This window comes from Hymenobacter sp. YIM 151500-1 (assembly GCF_025979885.1).
GTDB lineage: Bacteria > Bacteroidota > Bacteroidia > Cytophagales > Hymenobacteraceae > Hymenobacter.
Genome location: NZ_CP110139.1, coordinates 474,905 through 495,929 on the forward strand (window position 1 = coordinate 474,905; position 21,025 = coordinate 495,929).

The 21,025-nt window shown below is 63.5% G+C and carries 9 protein-coding genes; all 9 read left to right on the forward strand.

From position 1 onward, the window contains the following. Positions 1 to 218 precede the first annotated feature (218 nt). Entirely contained in the window at positions 219 to 2,858 is a 2,640-nt protein-coding gene (locus tag OIS53_RS01965; protein ID WP_264680712.1) for an RICIN domain-containing protein, read from the forward strand. 94 nt (positions 2,859 to 2,952) lie between these two features. Further along, positions 2,953 to 5,571, forward strand: coding sequence for an RICIN domain-containing protein (locus OIS53_RS01970; RefSeq protein WP_264680713.1), 2,619 nt, complete (start codon positions 2,953 to 2,955; stop codon positions 5,569 to 5,571). An 87-nt stretch (positions 5,572 to 5,658) separates the two neighbouring features. Beyond that, positions 5,659 to 8,022: a DUF4832 domain-containing protein gene (locus OIS53_RS01975; protein ID WP_264680714.1), complete on the forward strand. Its 2,364-nt coding sequence runs from the start codon at positions 5,659 to 5,661 to the stop codon at positions 8,020 to 8,022. A 76-nt stretch (positions 8,023 to 8,098) separates the two neighbouring features. After that, the gene (locus tag OIS53_RS01980; RefSeq protein ID WP_264680715.1) at positions 8,099 to 10,015 is read left to right on the forward strand and encodes a T9SS type A sorting domain-containing protein; all 1,917 of its coding nucleotides are present in this window, start codon (positions 8,099 to 8,101) and stop codon (positions 10,013 to 10,015) included. A gap of 63 nt (positions 10,016 to 10,078) precedes the next feature. Continuing rightward, positions 10,079 to 12,616 carry a right-handed parallel beta-helix repeat-containing protein gene (locus tag OIS53_RS01985; protein WP_264680716.1) on the forward strand — a complete coding sequence of 846 codons (2,538 nt, stop codon included), beginning with the start codon at positions 10,079 to 10,081 and terminating at the stop codon, positions 12,614 to 12,616. A gap of 122 nt (positions 12,617 to 12,738) precedes the next feature. Then, positions 12,739 to 15,447 carry an RICIN domain-containing protein gene (locus OIS53_RS01990; RefSeq protein WP_264680717.1) on the forward strand — a complete coding sequence of 903 codons (2,709 nt, stop codon included), beginning with the start codon at positions 12,739 to 12,741 and terminating at the stop codon, positions 15,445 to 15,447. Between the two features lie 101 nt (positions 15,448 to 15,548). Continuing rightward, positions 15,549 to 17,591, forward strand: a complete 2,043-nt coding sequence (locus OIS53_RS01995) for an Ig-like domain-containing protein (protein WP_264680718.1) — start codon at positions 15,549 to 15,551, stop codon at positions 17,589 to 17,591. A 178-nt stretch (positions 17,592 to 17,769) separates the two neighbouring features. Further along, entirely contained in the window at positions 17,770 to 20,100 is a 2,331-nt protein-coding gene (locus OIS53_RS02000) for an RICIN domain-containing protein (RefSeq protein ID WP_264680719.1), read from the forward strand. Positions 20,101 to 20,195: 95 nt separating this feature from the next. After that, positions 20,196 to 21,008, forward strand: a complete 813-nt coding sequence (locus OIS53_RS02005; protein WP_264680720.1) for a polysaccharide lyase family 7 protein — start codon at positions 20,196 to 20,198, stop codon at positions 21,006 to 21,008. The last annotated feature ends 17 nt before the right edge of the window (positions 21,009 to 21,025 follow it).

Consider the following 21,025-nt stretch of genomic DNA (forward strand, 5'->3'; position numbering starts at 1 on the left):
GGCTATAGGCTACATGCCGGCCACTGATTGTACAGAACCGATTAGCCTGCTGCGGCACCGGGCTCCGTTCCGGCTGCTGCCAGGTTGTGAAAGTGCAAAACAGCAATGAGGCCGGACTGCTGTTTGAATACGTAACCATCAGATTACAAGCATACTAAATTTTTCACCTTAACTCTTTTTCTGCTCACTTTCCATTTCCTTACACCACGTCTACACCCATGAAAAAAAACGTACTGCGAGCCTCGTCGTTTGCATTTTTCCGCCACTGGCCGCCGGCTTTACTGACCGGGCTGTTTTATTTTCTGCTGGTGGCGGCAGCTTCGGCCCAGGTAAAGAAGCCCGTGAAGCCTGCCGACGCATTTGTGGAATCCATTGGCGTAGGTACCCATCTGGAGCGCGGGCAGTATGCTGACCGCAAAACCACCGTGGTGAACCTGCTGAAGAGCACGGGCATCCGCTATGTGCGCTCGGACCGCGACGGCAACATTGCCGACGCCAAAGCCATTGCCGATGGGGCCGGCATCAAGCTGCTGCTGCTCTACGGGGATGACTACTACTCCGGCGACTCCAACAAGAACGCCGCGGCCGTGGCGGCCCAGATTGAGGCGGCCGGGGGTGCCAAGAACGTGTGGGGCATTGAAGGCGCCAACGAAACCGACATCAGGGGAGACGGCCGGCGCGAGCGGCTGCTCGACCACCAGAAAGTGCTCTGGGATGCGGCTCACCCCAAAGGCATCAAGGTGTTGTCGTGGTCGTATTTCGGCACTATCAAGTTCGGAGAGGACCCCAACATTGAGGACCGCATCGACTACGGCAACCTGCACCCCTACCACAAGTTCTGGGGCCACGACGGCGACAAAGGCTATCCGCCGCTGTCCAGCTACTTTAAAACGCTGCGCGAAGACTGGAACGGCGGCAAAGGCTACATTCCCTCCATCCGGAGCGGGCTGGTGCCCACCAAGCCCCTAGTAGCTACGGAAGTCGGCTTTTCGACGGGCGGCTTAGCCAGCAACGACCAGACCGGGATGAGCGAAGGTGCTTCGGCCCGCTACTACATGCGCGCCCTGCTGGGCTCGTTCAACGTGGGCTTCGTGAAGACCTTTATGTACGAGCTGCTCAACGGCGACGAGGAAGGTGACGGGTCGGGCTGCACGGAGTGCCGCTACGGCCTGGCCCGCCAAGATGGTACGCTGAAGCCTTCCGGGGCCGCCGTCAAAAACCTGATTTCCATTCTGAGCGACCCCGGCAACGCGGGCATCAGCACCACCGCCCTCGACTACTCGCTGAGCGGCTCCGGGGTGTGCTTCAAGGAATTCTCGGCTACCGGCGACAACGGCTACGACGGCATCGAGAACTGCGTCAACCACCTGGTTTTTCAGAAAGCTAATGGCAACTACTACGTAGTGCTGTGGCAGGAAGGCCGCAGCTGGGACTGGAACGAGTTGAAGGATGCTTTTCCGGCCCGCAAGAGCGTAACCGTGAACTTTGGCCGCTCTTTCAGCACGGTTAAGACGTTTGAGCCCCTGACCGGCGGTTACTCTTCGCCCACCAGCACCCCGTCGGGCAGCCTGTCGTCGCTGACCGTGCAGGTGCCCGACCACCCCTTGATTATTGAGCTGGGCGGCGGGGGTACTACCACGCCCGTCACCACCACGTCGCGGCAGATTAACGTGGGCGGAGCGGCCGTGTCGCCCTTCGCAGCCGATGCTGGCATCAGCGGAGGCAGCACGTTCAGCTCGACCAACACCATTGCCACCAGCGGGACAACCAACGCCGCTCCGGCCGCCGTGTACCAGAGCGGGCGGTGGGGTACGTTTACGGCTACCGTAGCGGGCCTGGGCGCCGGCACTTCGCAGAAAGTGCGGCTGCATTTCGCCGAAACCTCATTCACCCTGGCCGGCCAGCGCAAGTTCAACGTCAGCATCAACGGCAGCACCGTGCTGAAAGACCTGGATGTGGTGGCGGAAGCCGGTGCCAACAAAGCCCTGGTGAAAGAATTCACGGCCACGGCCAACAGCAGCGGGCAGGTGGTCATCAGCTTCGGCCCAGCTTCGGTGGACAATGCCTTTGTTAATGGCATCGAAGTACTAAGCAACTCGACTTCTGGCTCCGTGGCCGACGGGGTGTACACGCTCACGGCCCGGCACTCGGGCAAGCGCCTAGACGTGTACGGCCTGGCCCTCTACGACACGGCCCGCGTGGTGCAGTGGAGTGCGGCCAGCGGGCTCAACCAGCAGTGGAAGCTAACGCATGTAGGCAACGGATACTACACGCTGATTGCCCAGCATTCGGGCAAGGCCCTGGACGTAGCCAGCTCCAGCACGGCCAATGGGGCCAAGGTGCAGCAGTACCACCCCAATCCTACGGCTGCCCAGCGCTGGAAAATTGAAGCCACCTCTGACGGCTACTATAAGCTCACTAACCAAGCCAGCGGTAAAGTCCTGGAGGTGTACGGCGGCACCGGGGCCACAGCCAACAAGGCCCGCGTGACGCAGTGGAGCTACGTGGGCGGCACCAATCAGCAGTGGAAGCTGGACCTGGTGAGCAGCAGCACCGCAGCCAAAACCAGCGCCACCAACCTAACGACACTGGCTGCCCCGAGCGAAGCCGCCACGCTGGACGCCTACCCCAATCCCAGCCTGGACGGCAAAGCCACCCTGCGCCTGACGTCGAAGCAAGCCCAGCGGGCCACGGTGCAGGTGTTCAATCAGCAAGGCCAGTTTGTGAGCCTGCTCACGGTGCCCCTGCGTGAGGGACAAACCGAGTTCCGCCTGCCGGCCAGCTTGCCGCCGGGCACCTACTACCTCAAGACCCGCCTCGACGGCCAGCCCCAGCAGTTCACGCTCAAAGTCGAGTAGCCAGCGGTAGTGCTACACTACGTTCGCAGGGCCGCCGCACAGCGCGGCGGCCCTTTGCTTACGGCCCTCTTTTCCACCAACCATTCCCTTTCCAATGTCCTTTTCTATCTCTTCTCATTTACCCCGCTGCGGCGCGTGGCTGAGCACGGCGGCCCTTGGCCTGGCCTTGCTCCCGGCCAGCCTTCAGGCCCAAACGAAAGCTATACCCGCCGACCAGATGCTGGAAACCATCGGCATCGGCACGCGCTTCGACTGGAAGCACCGCGACGGCCAGGGAGCCGGTGCTAAGCTGGCCCTGGAAAACATCGGGTTCCGCTACGTGCGCGTTGGCATAGCCGGCGAAACCAACGACCCCGGTGCGTACCGCCGCGAATGGCGCGACTATGCCCGCCAAAAGGGCCTGAAGCTGCTGCTCACTTGCGGCGGCGATACTAGACAAGCCCTGACCGACCAGCTCGCCGAGTGGATGGAAGCGCCCGGCGTGGTGTGGGGCGTGGAAGGAGCCAACGAAACGTACGACCTGAATTTCGGCGAATTCCCCAACTCGTTTGAGCTGCAAAAGTTTATCTATGGCCTGGCCCAGCCCAAGGGGCTGAAGGTGCTCACGTGGACTGCTGCCGGCGCGGCGGCCACCTACCTGACCTGGCCTAACCCCGATGCGTACAGCACTCACGCCAATTTTCACGCCTACAGCTGGGACACCAGCTCCGACAACGGCAAGCAGATCATTCCGATCTGGCAGGACTTCTCCCTGAAGCGCGACGGGCACGGCGACGTGGGGGGCCTGTGGGCCATGGATAAGTGGACCGGCAACGCCAGCAAGCCCAAGGCCGTTACGGAGTGGGGCTTTTTCTACGAGCCGCAGGGTGATACGCCTATCGACAGTGAATTGTCGCGGGCTAAATACACGCTGCGCAATAGCTTCGAGCTGCTGAACGCTAAAGTAGATAAGACCTTCATTTACAGTCTGGTTGACGAAAACGACAAGTTTGGTATCGCCAACGGCGACGGCTCACTGAAGCAGTCGGGGCGGGCGCTGGCCAGTCTGTTTGCCTTGCTCCGGGACCCCGGCCACGCCAACGATAACACCGGCTCGCTGAATTATACCTTGACCACGGCCAGCGGCATTGGCACCGTGGACGACCGCCGCCACCAAACCAACGAGATTCACCAAACGCTGCTGCAAAAAAGCAACGGGCACTACATCCTAGCCTTGTGGGCCGACAAGCCCAGCCACATCGGCCAGACCGGCAGTGAGGCGGCCACGCTCAAGCTCAACGGCCTAACGGCCAGCGAGGTGAAAATTTACCTGCCCCTGACTAACGGCACCACCGCCGTGCAAACCCTGGGCGCGGGCACGAGCACCATCAACCTGTCGGGCAGTATTGCCATTCCTGACCACCCCATTCTGATTGACATTACGCCCAGCGGCACGACCAGCACCCCAACGCCCAGTGGCCAGCTACTGGCCAACGGCGTGTATACGCTCACTACCAAGCTGGTGCCCAGCAACGGCGGAGCCAGCCAGCGCCTGGACGTGGCCGGCGGCACCGACCAGAACGGCCAGCAGGTGGGCGTGTGGGACCAGAACAATCTGGCTCCGCAGAACTGGTACTTCGAGCACGCTGGGGGCAACGTGTATACCATCACGGCTCAGGTGGGTGCTAAAAACAAGCAGCTCGACGCCGACAACACCGGCGGCATCCGGAAAGGCTCAAAGGTGCAGCTCTATGGCTCGGGGCAGCGCTGGCTGGTGGAAAGCGCCGGCAATGGCTTCTTCTACCTCACGCCCGAAGCCGTAATGACCCAGAGCCCCAAGCTGCGCCTGGACGTGGTGGACGGCAAAAGCACGCGCGGCACCTATACCAACGTGCAGATCTGGACCCCCAACGACAGCGACGCCCAGAAGTGGAAGATTGAGCCTGCCGGACCGGCCAATGGCATCTACAACCTCACCGCCCGCCACTCGGGTAAGCGCCTGGACGTGGCCAGCTCCTCAACGGCTGATGGGGCAGCGGTGCGGCAGTGGAGACCCAACTCCAGCGACGCCCAGCGCTGGCAGCTCACCCACGTGCGCGACGGCTACTACACGCTGACGGCGCAGTGCTCGGGCAAGAACCTGGCCCTGGACACGAACCCGCAGACCAACGGAGGCTACTCGGACCTGACCACCAACGGCGTGCAGGTGTTTCAGTTCGGCAACAGCACCAGCGACAACCGCCTGTGGAAGGTGGAGGCAACCTCTGACGGCTACTTCAAGCTCACCAACAAAACGAGCGGCAAGGTGCTGGACGTGTACGGCGGGCCCAGTGCCACCGGTGACGGTGCTCCCGTCAAGTCGTGGGCGTACCTGGGCGGCAGCAACCAGCAGTGGAAGCTCGACCTTAGTGCCACCGCTACTGCGGCCAAAACCAGCACGGCCAGCCTGACGGCCGCCAGCCCCCTAGCCGCTGCGAGCCTGACGCCGACGCTCGACGCTTACCCCAACCCCAGCCTCGACGGCAAAGCCACGCTGCGCTTGCAGGCCACAGCAGCCCAGCGCGCCACGGTGCAGGTGTTCAACCAGCAGGGCCAGTTCGTGAGCCTGCTCACCGTGCCGCTGCAAGCCGGCCAGACCGAGTTCCGCTTGCCGGCGTCGCTGTCCAAGGGCACCTACTACCTGAAGACGCGCATCGACGGGCAGGCCCAAAGCTTCACCCTCAAGGTCGAGTAGCACGTTCTGCCTCGAAGCCCGACTGGCTGTGCCGGTCGGGCTTTTTTCCTTTTCCACCGGTTTCCCATCAGTTCAGTCAACTCAGCTATGAAAACACTGTTTCCTCTGCTGCTGCTCGGTAGCTTGGTAGGTACGAGCCTAGGGGCGCCCCCGGCCCAGGCCCAAATCACCACCAAAACCTACACGGCCGACAACACCAACTTCCCTAATCCTGAACGCGGGTTCGCCGTCTCCTATGACGTTGCCTGGCCAGCCAATACCCCTTGGGAATTTTGCTCGGACATCACCGACCCGGCTGCTTACACCTACACGGCTTGGACTCGTCCCTTGGTGGATGCCGACCTCCAGCGGTACCGCCAGCAGAACATGAGTGTGGTAATGGTGCGTTACCATATTGCCGAGTTCCGCTATACATCTATTTCTCCCGCGTTCCTCGACCGGCTGACCCAGGATTTCGCCGCCGCCCGCCGGGCGGGCATCAAGGTGATTCCTCGCTTCGTCTACAACTGGCCCAAAGGCGGCCCCGATGCTCCTGTAGACAAGGTGCTTGACCATTTGGAAGCGTTGCGGGGAGTGTTCAGCCAGAACGCAGACGTCATTGCCTCGCTGGAAGCTGGCTTTATTGGCTGCTGGGGAGAGTGGCACAACTCCAAATTTAACTTGCTGGGCAGTGGAGGCGTCAACAGCAATACCCGGGCGATAATCGAAAAGATAGCTAGCGTTCTGCCCACCTCCAGAATGTTTGCCGTTCGGTATCCAGGTCATAAAGCACAATACTTTGGAGGCAGCTGGAGTGAGCCTGTGGCGCCGGTTACCGCTGCGGAAGCGTTCAATGGCAGCATAAAGTCGAGGATGGGTGCCTACGACGATTGTTTGGTGTGCGGCGAGTTCAACTGGGACACATACTCCAACAACAAAGCGGCGTCGGACAAGATCAAGGCCTTTCTGCAGGAAGACAACAAGTATGTGGCGCAGGGCGGCGAGCCGGGCGGGATGGACAATCCCTCCTCACAAGACTTAGACGGGGACGGCTTTTCGGGCAGTCAGTACGCAGATTGTGCCCGCGTCGTGCCGCTCCTCAACCGCCTGCACTGGAGCACGATGAACTGGAACTACGGCGAGCGGATAGGGGGCAACGCTATTTCGTATACCACCTGGGAAAAGCAAGGCTGCCTTGAGGAAATCCAAAAGTGGCTGGGCTACCGGTTGCGGCTTACCCAGGCCGTGTTGCCAACCACCATGCAGGCCGGCGGTACCCTGGCCCTGAGCTTCGACGTGCACAACGACGGTTTTGCCAGCCCTTACAATCCGCGCGGGTTGGAACTCATTATCCGCAACAAGGCCACACTAGCCCATGCGGCAGTAATTCCGCTGTGCGATGGGCGGAGCAAACCTGCTAACCGGGCGTACGACCCGCGCTTCTGGCAATCGGGCACGACCACCACGGTGGCCATGAGTACGACGCTGCCGGCCTCTTTGCCGGCCGGAGATTACGAGGTACTGGTCCATCTGTTTGACCCCCTTTTATACGGGCGCCCCGAATTCTCCATCCGCCTGGCCAACCAGAACACGTGGGAAGCCGCCACCGGCTACAACAAGCTGGGCCATACGCTCACGGTGACGGCGCCCAGCACAGCCGGGCTAGCCAACGGCATCTACACATTAACGGCTCGTCACTCGGGCCGGCGCCTGGACGTGTCGGGTTCCTCGACAGCGGACGGGGCCAAGGTGCAGCAATACTGGCCCAATCCCAGCGACGCTCAGCGCTGGCAGCTCACGGCCGTGGGCCAGGAGGGCTACTACACGCTCACGGCCCAGTGCTCGGGCAAAAAACTGGCCCTGGACACCAACTCGCAGACCAACGGCGGCTTCTCGGACCTGACCAGCAACGGGGTGCAGGTGTTCCAGTTCGGTACTGATAACGCGGACAACCGGTTGTGGAAAGTGGAAACCACGGCCGAGGGCTTCTACACGCTGACCAATAAGGCAAGTGGCAAGTGCCTGGACGTGGCCGGCGGGCCGGGGGCAACCAGCGACGGCGTACGGGTGCTGTCCTGGGCCTACGTGGGCGGCACCAACCAGCAGTGGAAGCTCGAAGCCAGCCCCAGCCCCGCCGCTGCCAAAATCACCGCGGTCCGCACGAGCAACGTCCCCGGCAGTGTGACGCAGGCTGCTGCCGCGGCTACTCAGTCCCGTGAAGCCACCCCGCTGGACGCCTACCCCAACCCCAGCCTGGACGGCAAAGCCACGCTGCGCCTGGTGGCCCGGCAAGCCCAGCGAGCCACGGTGCAGGTCTACTCCGAGCAAGGCCGGCTGGTGAGCCTGCTCACCGTGCCCCTGCGGGAAGGGCAGACCGAGTTCCGCTTGCCGGCCAGCTTGCCGCCGGGCACTTACTACCTCAAGACTCGCCTCGACGGGCAAGCTCAGAGCTTCACCTTCAAAGTCGAGTAGCAGTAATGTGGTGAAGGCCCGCTTAGCTGGTTGCTCACCTGCCACGCTCCCTTACCAACCCCAAACCGGGATTTTTATGAAAACGACTTCTCGCATGTTGGCTCTCAGCCTGAGTAGCCTGCTCCTGAGCACTGTCGCTTGGGCCCAGGGTTCTACCTCCAGCGTCGGCTCCGATGGGTTCCTGCGCGTCAACGGGCAGAAGTTTTTTCCCGTGGGCTATTATTCCGGACCGTCACTGCAGGCTAAGGACCTGCCTGCCGCCACGCAGGCCATGCACGATGCGGGCTTTACGTGGTTTTATGCTTCAGGCAACGACCTAGCAAGCACTCAGGCCTTTTTGGAACAGGCTCAAACCCTCGGTTTGAAGGTGTCTTTGGCCGGCGCCGGCTACAACAACGAGGCTAACTACTCAGCCATCCTCACTGCGTTCAAAGACTATCCAGCCATATTTTCCTGGGAAGTGGCCGACGACGCAGGCTACATTCCCATCAAGTCGTTTCCGGCCCGCATCCGCCGCTACCACCAACTGGCCAAGGCCGCCGATCCAAATCGCCTCACCTTTATGACGGGCCTCAGCGGGCTGCTGAACAACGCCGATTCTACGCGCATTTACACCGGCATTGCTGATTACGCTGCCTTGCAGTGGTACCCTCTCTTCTACAAACCTGGCCGACGTGGCTATACTTACCAGGACCGCACCAGTTTCGACGCTATACGCCGCTGGTGTACGGCCGCCCAGCAGCAAGGCAAAGCTGGCACCATTATTTTGCAAACCTACTGGAAGTCAGACCAAGCCGATGACCCTAGCTACGAATCGCCGGCTGGCGAACAGTTGCGGGCGCAGTCGTACGCGGCCCTGCTAGCGGGGGCCAAAGGCGTTACTTATTACTCGTACTACGACGAGCGCAGCAATGGTCCCATCGACGTTAAACAGCCAGCCTTGTGGCGGGCCACGGCGGATTTTGCCGCCAAAATGAAAAGCACGCTGGCCGAGGTGGTGCTCAACGGTACACAAACTCTCTTGGCTGAACAAAGCAATACAGCTTACGTGCACGCTGCCTACTGGACTTATAACAACGAGCGGTATTTGGTAGTGGTAAATCTGAACACCAACAACGTACTCGACAACGGTCAGCGTACCGTGAGCTTCGCCACGGGCCTGGCCGGCACGATGACCGCCTTGTTCAATGACTATCCGGCCACGCTCAGCAAAACGGCCGCTGGCACGGTAAGCGGCACCATGCAGCCGCTAGAGGTGCAAGTGTACCGCATCACGCCCGCCCCGACCACCACGACATTTTACCGCCTGAAGAACCGTTGGCAAAACACGTATCTCTACGACAACGGCGACCGGGCCTCGTACTCGGCTACGGCATCGGGCGACACCTACCTGTGGGCTGTAGAGCAAGCAGACGGCTTTTCGCAATTCAGAAACAAGGCGACCGGCGACTACCTGCACGTGCAGACCGGCCAGGACTATGTGGAGTGTACGGCGGCCAACGCAGGCTGGTGGAGCAAGGACTGGGCTGTGGAGGACTACGCCGGGCACAAGATGCTACGCAACCGCTGGCAGGCCAACCAGTACGTGCATGTCGAACAACTCCGCGGCTACGCCCAGCACACTAGCATCAGTAAGGGCACGTGGAGCTCCCAATGGACGCTGGAAGCCGCCAGGACCAGCACCCGCTCAACGGACTTCGTAACCACTACTCCGACTTCAGCCACTGGAATAGCCTACATCTCGGCGACCCTGAGCGCCTACCCTAACCCCAGCCCGGATGGGCGAGCCACCTTGCGCCTGACGGCCCGGCAGGCACAGCGGGCCGTGGTGCAGGTCTACAATCAGCAGGGGCAGTTCGTGAGCCTGCTGACTGTGCCCCTGCGGGAAGGGCAGACCGAGTTCCGCTTGCCGGCCATGTTGCTCCAAGGCACCTACTACCTCACAACCCGCATTGACGGACAACCACGACAGTTTACGCTCAAAGTCGAGTGACCACGCGGATGCTAAGCTGCTGTGCGTGGCGCGGCTGTTCCCTTCACATTTCTCTTTTTGGCTATGAAACCCAACTTTCTCATTGTACCGGCCGTGGTTGGCTTGCTGGGCGCGTGCTTCTCGGCTGCCCCGGCCCAGGTGGCCCCGCGCGACCCGCAGGGCAACGTTATCCAAGTCAAGGACACGGACTATGCTATTCCGGCCGGGGCCGTGTTTGTCTCGACCTCGGGCAATGATGCCAACCCCGGCACCCAGGCTCAGCCCTACCGCACCGTGCGCAAAGCCATTGACAGCGCCCCGGCCGGAGCCACGGTGGTGTTGCGCGCGGGCGTGTACCTGGTACCCAATATCAACCTGGACCGGCGCGTGACCGTGCAGCCCTACCCGCACGAGCAGGTGTGGCTGACCGGCAGCGAGCCGGTGACCGGCTGGACCCAGGATGGCACCGGCTGGCGCCGCGACAACTGGACCGTGGAGCTACCCGCGCAGGGCACCGACTCGCCCGACATCGACCCGGCTTTTCCGCTGGCCGGCCGCCCCGATATGGTGTTCGTCAACGGCCGGGCCTTGCAGCAGGTGGGCAGCCGCGCCGAACTGGGCCCCGGCAAGTTCTTCGTGAGCTACGCCGACGACAAGCTCTACATCGGCGACAACCCCAGCGGCAACGTGGTGGAGGCTGCCACCCAGGAAAAAGCCTTTGGTATGTGGATGCGCAGCGCCACTGACGCGCCCACTGGCGGCAGCGTGTTCCGGGGCCTTGGCTTCGCGCACTTCTGGCGGCACGGCCTGGCCATTGCCGTGCCCCGCGTGCGGGTAGAAAACAGCAGCTTCGTGTGGAACGCCCAGGCCGGGGTGCAGCTCTTCCCCGAGAGCGGCAGCATCGGGCAGGGCAGCCGCGTGGGCGTGGCCCTGAACGCAGTGGTGCGCGGCAACACGTTCAGCTACAACGGTCAGGCCGGGTTATTCGGGGGCAAGGCCCACGGCCTGCGCTTCGAGAACAACCGCGTCACCCACAACAACGTGGAGCGTTTTGCTAAAGGCTGGAGCGCGGCCGGGGTCAAGCTCAGCGTGGCCGACAGCATGTACGTGCGCAACAACGTGTTCGAGGACAACTTTGCCCACGGCCTCTGGTTCGACACCGGGGCCAACAACTCGGTGGTGAGCGGCAACACCATTCGCAACAACCAGGGCGTGGGCATCTGGGTGGAAATTTCCAAAGGCGACCTGCTGGCCGGTAATCTGCTGGTGAACAACACCGACGATGGCATCCGGGTGCTGAACTCGGCCGATGTGCGGGTGTACAACAACACGTCGGTGGGCGACTACTCAGCCCTGCACATCTACGACTCGGGCCGCCAGCCTACCCAGGGTGAGCTAAACGACCAGGCCAACTTCGTCACCAAAGGGGTGGTGGTGAAAAACAACATCCTGGCCAACTCCACCATTACCAACGAAGGCAATGCCCTGCTCGACACGTGGTGGTACAGCTGGGGCGAGGCCGACGGCCGCCAGCCCATGCTCGCGGCCCTGGACTACACTGCCTACCTGCGCAGCACGGCCGCCCAGCCCCGCAACGTGGCCCGCATCGTGCTGCCACCCAACAAGCTCACCTTCTACCAGACCCTGGCCCAGCTCCAGGCCGGCACCAGCTACGAGGTCCACGGCCGGGCCCTGGACAATACGGCCCTGAGCAGCGTGTTTGTAGACCCCGGTGCCGGCAACTACCGCCTGCTGGCCGGCAGCGCCCTGCGAGGGGCCGGCGAGGCCCTGCCCGCCGACGTGGCCCGCGCCCTGGGCGTGGCGGCCGGCGTGCCCGTAGACCTGGGCGCCTACCCGCAGAGCAGTACTCCTCCGCCCGTGGCCTTGCAGGACGGGCAGGTGTATGAGCTGGCCCCGCAGTGCGCCCCTGGCCTGCGCCTGGACGTGCAGTACTCGGGCTCGGCCAACGGCACGCGCGTGTGGCTGCACACGGCCAACGGCTCGGCGGCCCAGCGCTGGCGGGCGGTGGCCGCCGGCAACGGGCAGTTTGAGCTGGAGCCCCTCTGCGCCCCCGGCCAGCGCCTGGACGTAGTGGATGGCGGCACCGGCGAGGGCAGCCTCGTGCAGCTCTGGCAGGACTACAGCAACCCCCAGCAGCAGTGGAGCGTGCAGGACCAGGGCGACGGCACGGTGGAGCTGGTGCCGCGCCACGCCCCCGCCCGGCGCCTGGACGTGCAGCGCTCGGGCACCACCGACGGCACGCTGGTGCAGCTCTACACCGACAACAACTCCGCCGCCCAGCGCTGGCAGCTGCTACCCGTGGCCGCCGCGGCCAGCGCCGATGCGGCAGTCAGCGCCGATGCGGCGGCACCCGCCACGCTGGACGCCTATCCCAACCCCTCGCCTGATGGGCGGGCCACGCTGCGCCTGACGGCTCAGCAGGCGCAGCGCGCGACGGTGCAGGTGTATAACCAGCAGGGGCAGTTGGTGAGCCTGCTCACGGTGCCGCTGCGGGAAGGGCCGACCGAGTTCCGCCTGCCGGCCATGCTGCCGCCGGGCACTTACTACCTCAAGACCCGCCTCGACGGCCAGCCCCGGCAGTTCACACTGAGGGTGGAGTAGCACTTACTGATCTGGTAGTCTCCCTGAGGCTACCAGATCATATGGCCATGCGCAATGAGGTGGGGCAGGACCCTGCGGCGGGCGCACAACTCATACGCGTTTTCTACCCCAAACATTCTGCTATGAAGCTTTTCTTTTTTACCGCCGGGGCCCTGGCTGCCGGGCTGCTAGCGCCGGCGCCTTGGGCGCAAGGCCAAATTGTGTCAGGGGCCTACTACTCGCTCAAGGCGCAACACACGGGCAAGGCCCTGGACGTGGCCCAAAGCTCGCAAGCCGACAGGGCCGATGTGCTCCAGTCGCCCTACCACGGCACAGTAAACCAGCAGTGGCAGTTCGTGGACGTGGGCGGCGGCTATTATAAGGTACTGGCCCGCCACTCCAGTAAAGCGCTGGACGTGAGCGGCGCCAGCTCGGCTGATGGCGCCAAAGTGTGGCAGTACGCCGACAACGGTACGGCTGCCCAGCGCTGGAAGCTAGAAGATGCCGGCAATGGCTACTACCGCCTCCGCGCTCAGTGCAGCGGTAAGGTGCTGGAAGTGGAAGGTGGCCGCACCGACAACGGCGCCCCCGTGCAGCAAGGCCCTGACCAAAGCTGCCCCGCCTCGGCTGCTGCCGCCCGCCGGGCTGCACCCCCAGCCGTTACATTGCCAGGCGTGGTAGCCTACCCCGTGCCGGCCCGCGACAACCTCACTGTAGCCATACCGGCCGGCAGTGAAGCCACCGTAAGCCTGCTCGATGGCGCTGGGCGCACCGTGCTAACGCGGCTAGTGCCGGCTGGAGCCACCTCGACGCGCGTGCCGGTAAGCCAGCTGCCGGCTGGAGCCTACAGCCTGCGCGTGCAGCGCGGCCGGCTGGCGCACCGCCAGCAGGTGCTGGTGGGAGAAGAGGTAGGCGGCTCCGGTCGGGCCGACGCTGGCGCCCCGGCTGCTGCCCCGGCCACTGCCGACGTGGTGGCCCCCAACGGCTGCTCCCAACTCTGGAAGATTGAGCCCGTGGACGGTTCTACCCCGCCTGCGGGCGGCACTCCCAGCGCCTGGACGGAGCGCATCCTGAACGCCAATGGCTCCATCAATTGGTCGGAATACGAAAACATAGCCGCCAACTACAACCGACCCAGCAGCATCGATTACCGCTACGGACCTAAATACAGCGACTTTCACGCTGCTTCCTCGCCTTCTATCCCGACCCTGCCCCAGCCCTACGCTAGCGGTATGTTCGGCGACGTGGCGGCCTACGGCAACAAGCCGGCTACCTGGGAGTGGTTTGCCATGAGCGGGCAATTGCTGTTCGCGCCCGAAGCCACTGCTCCGGCCGAGGCCCAGCGGGGAGCCGCCACCATGCGCAACGGCTCAGTGTACCTGACCCATGGCACACCGGAATACCTGTTTGACCTGCGCGCCCTCTGGACGCCCGATTTTGCCAACGGCTACAACAACATTCCCGAAGATGCCTTTGAGGAGCCGGCCTGGCAGGCGGCGCTGAGTGGAGCCAGCGGGCCGCCCGTGGCCACTGTGCGGGCCCACGGCCCCAACAACGTGACCGGCTACCTGCTATTTCAGAACGGACTGGTGGGCGCCACCGGCACCGGCAACGACGGCTACTTCCAGAGCGGTGGCCCGCTGCACCGCCCCTTTGTGCGGCTGGGGGCCGGCAAAGTGCCCACCGGTGGGGCCGTAACCCAGGGCAACGAGTGGCTGCTGGTCACGGTGTGGGACGCCGCCCAGCGCAAAGGCCAGCTGGCCGTTATTGCCATTAAGGGGCGCGTAGTGGCCCAGGAAACGCAGTACCACTGGGGCTTTCCGAACTGGCCCACGATTACGGGTATGAAGCTGCTCGGCTACGTGGACCTGCCCATGGCCGCGCCCACCTCCGTGTCGGCGGCCGGCGACTACAACAACGCCAGCTCCGGCCGCGGCAACCGCGAAAACGTAGGCTTCGACCTCAGCTCACAGCAGGAGCGCGACTACTGGTACAACTGGAACTACGGCTGCGGTGGCTTCTGCGGGGGCGAGTGGAAAAAGACCCCGCGCGCCGGCTACGCCATCGTGGCGTCGCGCAGTGAAAACAAGGTGGTGTTTGTCGATTTGCAGCCCTTGCTGAGCTACCACCGGCAGATGTATTTCACTTCCGCGGCCAACTACGACCAAACCAAGAACGAAGGCCCGGCCGACAACCAATGGCCCTATACCTTCGCCCAGGTGCCCCGGCAAATGCCCACCGTGGCCCAGACCCTGACCGTGCCCCAGCCCACGGCTGTAGCGGCCGGCACGGGCAGCACCACCGCCTACGAGCGCCGCGATGATGGCGTCATTTACGGCCAGGGCTACACCTTCCACGAAAACGCCTACGTGGCCTCGCTGGATGGCACCGTGCGCATGTATAAAGTCGGGGACCTTATCACGCCCGCTAGCGGCACCAGCAGCGTGGGGGCACCGTTCAAGACGTTCGCGGTAGGCAAGAATCCTACTCACATTGACTATGGCTTCCAGGGCGACGTGGGCAGCGACCTGTTCATCAGCTGCCGCGGCGACCGGGCCGTGTACTGGGCCTTGCACAACGGCACCGTGCGGGCCAGCCTCCAGGATGGCCGCCTGCAAGACCCGGTGCACGTGGCCGTGTCGCACTTCGGGCGCTACCAGTACGGCACGGGCATTCTGACGGTGCTAGACTACACGGGCAGGCAGGTGGTCAACTACCGCTACATGCGCGACCTGCCCGACTCGCCCAAGGTGCCGCTGGCTAACCCGCAAGCCAATCCATTCTTCGAGTTTGGCTACGCCACGCCCGTGCCCGGCTGGCCCTTCATGTACTCGCTCACCGAGGTGATTTAAGCGTGTGCGCCCAGTTTTGGCCCAGCAGCGCAGGCTGCTTTGTACTAGTCATCAGGCATACACCGCATAAAAAGCACAGCATGAAAAACCTGAGAGAACTTATGCTCTGGCTCCGACACTCCCTGAAGCAACTTGCTACAGCACGGGCTACCTACACCCTCAGTACTATCTGCGTAGCGGTTGGGACGCTGCTGGCCTGGCCCGCCGCGGCCCAGACTACGGGCTACAAAGCCCGCGAGAAAAAGCTGATTGAATTTGGCTGGGACATTCCTACGGCCGACTACGTGAAAAATAACATCGGCACGATGGAGAAACAGTCGTTTTTTGATGGACTGTGCTTTAACGTGAGCGAGGACCTGAGCTACTATCGGGCGTTTGAAAACAGGGCGTTGACGCCGGCCGATATGCAGCTGGGCACCCTCTCCCAAATCAACTGGAGCCGGTTCACGCACAACTTTATCACCCTGCTGGTGATGAGCAAAAACAACGCGCCCGCCTGGTACGACGACGCGCTGTGGAAACAAATCGTGGCCAACATGCGGCTGTTTTCCCAAGCTGCCAAAGCCGCCAAGTGCAAGGGGTTCATGCTCGACCCTGAGTTTTATTACTACAAGGAAACGCACAGCCCGTGGGTGTACAACACCACGCTGTATCCTGGCAAAACCTTCGCCGAGGTGGAGGCCAAAGTGTGGCAGCGGGGCCGCGAGTTTGTGGGCGCCTTGCAAGCCGAGCTACCGCAGGCCGACCTGCTGTTCACCATCTCGGTGAGCCTGTCGTGGGCGCAGTGCGAGGGCGACGTTTCCCGGCTTGCCGGCACGCAGTACGCCTTGCTGCCGGCGTTTACGGCCGGCATACTAGAGGCTGCGGGCACGGGAGTAACGCTCATTGATGGCCACGAAGGGGGCTACTACACCGACGAAACCCGCAAGTACACCGGCGCCTACGACTACGTGCGCAACCAGAGCGCCGGCGTGATGCCTGCCGACGTGCAGGCAAAGTACCGCGCCAACTTCCGTATGGGCGAGGCGCTATATGTGGAGCAGGTGTTTGATTCTGCCCGGCCTGCCGACTACAAGAAGAGCTGGTTTGAGCATAACGCATACAACGCCCTGCTGGTAACCGACCAGTACGTGTGGTGCTACAGCGAGCGGGGCGACGGCGGCGACTGGGCGCCCAACTCGATGAACTGGTGGACCATCCCGCCCCGCTACCTGCCCGCGGGCCTGACCGATGCCCTTACCTCGGCCCGGCGCAAGCTTAGCGCGGGGCAGGCGCTGGGCTTCGACATGGTGAAAACCACCGGGTACTGGGACGAAACGGTGGCCGCTACCTTTGAAACAACCCCGCAGATCAGCATCGTCAGCCCCGCCAACGATGCGCAGCTGCCGGCAAACCAGCCCCTGACCGTAACTACCAGCCTTGCTGCCTGTGCCGCCGTGAGCAAGGTCGAGTTCTACGTCAACTCGCGCCTGGCCGCCACCACCACGGCAGCTCCCCGCAGCCCCAGCCTGACTAACCTGGCGCCCGGTACCTACACAATCTTCGCGCGCGTATTCACTCCCGAGGGCAAGCACGTCACCTCCAACCCGGTAACCATCGACGTAGTTGACGCCTCAGCGGGCGTGACGTACTACCGCTTAAAAAACCGCTGGCTGGGCACGTATCTGTTTGACGACGGGGACAAAGCCAGCTACGCGGCCACCGCCAGCGGCGACGCTTACTTGTGGGCCGTGGAGCAGCCCGGCCGCTACACCCAGCTCAGGAACAAGGCCACGGGCGACTACCTGCACGTGGAGCACGGCCAGGACTACGTGGAGTGCACGCCCGTCAGTGCGGCCAATGCCGGCTGGTGGAGCAAAGACTGGACGGTGGAAGGGTACAGCGGCTATACGATGCTGAAGAACCGCTGGCAAGCAGCGCAGTACGTGCACGTGGAGCAGCGCAAGGGCTACGCCCAGCACACGCCCATCAGCAAGGGCACGTGGAGTTCACAGTGGCAGCTGGAGGCAGCCCCAAGCGCCAGCACGGCGGCGGCTCCGGCGCAGGCAGAGGCGGCCGCGGCGTCCCTTGCCCAGCACCTTGTCGCCGGGCACTTACTACCTCAAGACTCGCCTCGACGGCCAGCCCCGGCAATTCACGCTTAAAGTTGAATAACAATGAGCTGAGCCCAGGCTGGCGCATTCGGACGTCTGGGCCTGGCAGCAGCCTGCTGAACAGTACCAGCTTGCCAGCACCCCGGCCGAAATCAGCGGCCGGGTGCTGGCTTCTCGCTCCATTTTTCCACCCCCGACTTTTCCTTTCCTCAACACAACCTTGCATTCTATGACCTCATCAGTTCCGACCCGCGCTCCTGGCTTTGTGCTGCACGCCGGCTGGCTGTGCCTGCTGCTGTGGCTGAGCCTGACATTATTGCCTGCCCGCGCTCAAACCAATGGCACCTACTTTCTGCTCAATGCCAATGCCCAGGCCATCGACGTGCCCGGCTCCTCGGCGGCCGACGTGCAGTTGCAGCAGTACTGGCTTAACCGCAGCCCCGCCCAGCAATGGAGCCTGGGCAATGCCACGGCCACCGGCTACAAAGTGGTGCGCAGCCTTAGCTCCGGCAAGGTGCTGGACCTGAGCGCAACGGCCACCGGCGCCGGTATCATCCAGCGCGCGGCCAACAGCACGTTTGATGGGCAGCAGTGGCGGTTTGTGGACGTGGGCGAGGGGTATTACAAGCTGGAGAATAAGTCGAACGGCCTGGTGGTGAGTGTGCGCGGCGGCACCGACCCGGCCACGCAGAACCAGCTGGTTAGCCGGGCCTACGCCGGCACCAACGACCAAAAGTGGCGGCTTGAGCAGGTTATTAATACCAAGCCGACGGCCAACGGCACCTACTTCCTGACTACTGCCAGCGACATGGCCGTGGACGTGCCCGGCTCCTCGGCAGCCGACGTGCAGCTCCAGCAGTACTGGCTCAACCGCAGCCCCGCCCAGCAGTGGCGCCTGGCCGATGCCGCCAGCAGCGGCTACAAAACCCTGACCAACCAAAGCTCCGGCAAGGCCGCCGACCTGGGCACCAACGCCGCCGTGGTGCAGAAGCCGGCCAGCGCCTCGCGCGCCGGGCAGCAGTGGAAGCTTGTGGACGTGGGCGGCGGCTACTTTAAGCTGGAAAACAAGTCGAGCGGCCTCGTGCTCAGCGTTACCAGGGGCACCAACCCGGCCACCAAAGACAAGCTGATGGTGAAAACCTACACCGGCACCGCCGACCAGAAGTGGAAGCTGACCGCCGCCGGCACCTCTTCTCCACCGCCACCTTCCTCGCCGCCCCCGGCCGCTGGCACCGGCGGCTACACGGCGCGCACCAACTACGGGGCCCGGCTGGAGCCGCAGGACAAGATTCTGCTGGGCATCGGGCAGAGCAGCGACGGGGCGTTTCCGGCCTTTGTGAAGGCCATGAACGACGCGGCCGTGTATCCCAACTTCTACATGGACTACGTCTGGAACCTGTCCAGGGACACCACCGACATCCGCGTCAACCAGATTGGGGCCGCCGTGCGCCGCTCAAGCCAGTACTCCGACGCCAACCGCTACGTGGCCGTGCAGATTGGCCTGGCCCTGAACACCGAAAACCAGGAGCAGAACTACGGGGCCGTGGCCAGCGGGGCCCTGGACCATAAGCTGCAAGTAATGCTAGACTGGATTCGGCGCATGGACCGGCCCGTGCTGCTGCGCATCGGCTACGAGTTCAACGGCCACTGGAACAACTACACCGACCGGGAGCTGTACAAAAAGGCCTTCATCCATGTGGTGCAGATGATTCGGCGCCAGGGCCTGAGCAAGGTGGCTACGGTGTGGTGCGCCGCGGCCTATGAGCACAACACCGACTACATGCCCTACTACCCCGGCGACGAGTACGTGGACTGGTGGGGCCTGGACGTGTTTACCCTGGGCCACATGAGCCTGCCCATGACGGCCTCCTTCCTGGCCGATGCCCGGGCCCGCCGCAAGCCGGTCATCATCGGCGAGTCGGGGCTGAAGGGCGACGCCCTGCCGGCCAACGGCACGGCCGCCGCCGACGGGGCCGCGCTGTGGAAGCAGTGGTACGAGCTGTACTTCAACCTGATCAAGACCAACCCCAACATCAAGGCCATCAGCTACATCAACTACGATATGAAGCAGGTGTTCGGCTCGGACTGGCGCGACTCCCGCGTGGAAAATAATGCCACCATCACGGCCAACTTCCGCCGGGAGCTGAAGACCGGGCCCTTCGCCGGTACTCTCAACAAAAGCAGCTTCTTTGCCCTCTGCGACATTGCCGCTACGGCCCAGAGCGCCGCGGTTGCCGAGCCGGTCGCTGCGGCCGCGGCAACTGCTGCTGAGCCCACCGCCGCCAGTGCCACCGTAGCTCCCGAAGAGGCCGGGCGCCTAAGCGCCTATCCCAATCCCAGCCCGGATGGCCGGTCTACGCTGCGCCTACAGGCCCAGCAGCCCCAGCGGGCCACGGTGTACGTGCACGACAAGCACGGGCGACTGGTGAGCCTGCTCACCGTGCCCGTGCAGGCCGGCCAGACCGAGTTCAAGCTACTCGCAACTCTGCCCCAGGGCACCTACTACCTCAAAACCCGCCTCGACGGCCAGCCCCAGCAGTTCACGCTGAACGTGGAGTAGAGCCCACGCCCCGGCCTACCCACCGGCTAGGGGCGCCGGCCGACGCCGGGCGCCTTCTGCGACCAGCATCCTCCTGCTCATTTCCCTGCTTTTACATGAAACCACCAGCCAAACCCTTGCCCTTTGCGCCGCTGGTCCTGCTCGGCCTGCTCAGCGCCTGCTCCGAGCCGGGCGTAGCGCCCACCGCGCCGGGCCCGGCTGCTCCGGCCCGCAACGCCCCGGCCGCCACGGCGGCGTACCCGGCCCAGGTACTCAACCTGGCCAACTGGAAGCTGACCCTGCCCCTGGACCAGGACGGCAGCGGCGCCGCCGACGAAGTGCAGCAGCCGGCCCTGAACACGTTTGAGGACGCCAACCACTTTTTCAGCCGCCCGGCCGGCGACGCCGTGGTGTTCCGGGCCTATGCCGACGGAGCCACCACCAGCGGCTCGGGCTACCCCCGCTCCGAGCTGCGCGAGATGAAAAGCAACGGCACCCAGAAAGCCAGCTGGTCGTCGACGAGCGGCACGCATACGCTCGTCATCGACCAGGCCGTGACCCACCTGCCCGTAGCCAAGCCGCACATCGTGGTCGGGCAAATTCACGACGGCTCCGACGATGTACTTGTGTTTCGGCTGGAAGGGCAGAAGCTGTTCGTGGACATCAACGGCGACGACGGCCCCACGCTGACCAGCAGCTACCAGCTGGGCACGCGCTTCACGGTGAAGTTTGTGGTGAGCGGGGGCAAAACCAAGTGCTACTACAACAACACGCTGAAGTACACGCTCAGCAAGAAGTACAGCAAGGCCTACTTCAAGGCCGGGGCCTACGTGCAGTCCTCGTGCCGCGGCAGCAAAAAGGTGAGCGGGGAGGCCTGCTCCGCCTACGGCGAAGTGCAGATCTACGACGTGCGCGTGACCCACAACTAGCCCCGGACTTCTCACTG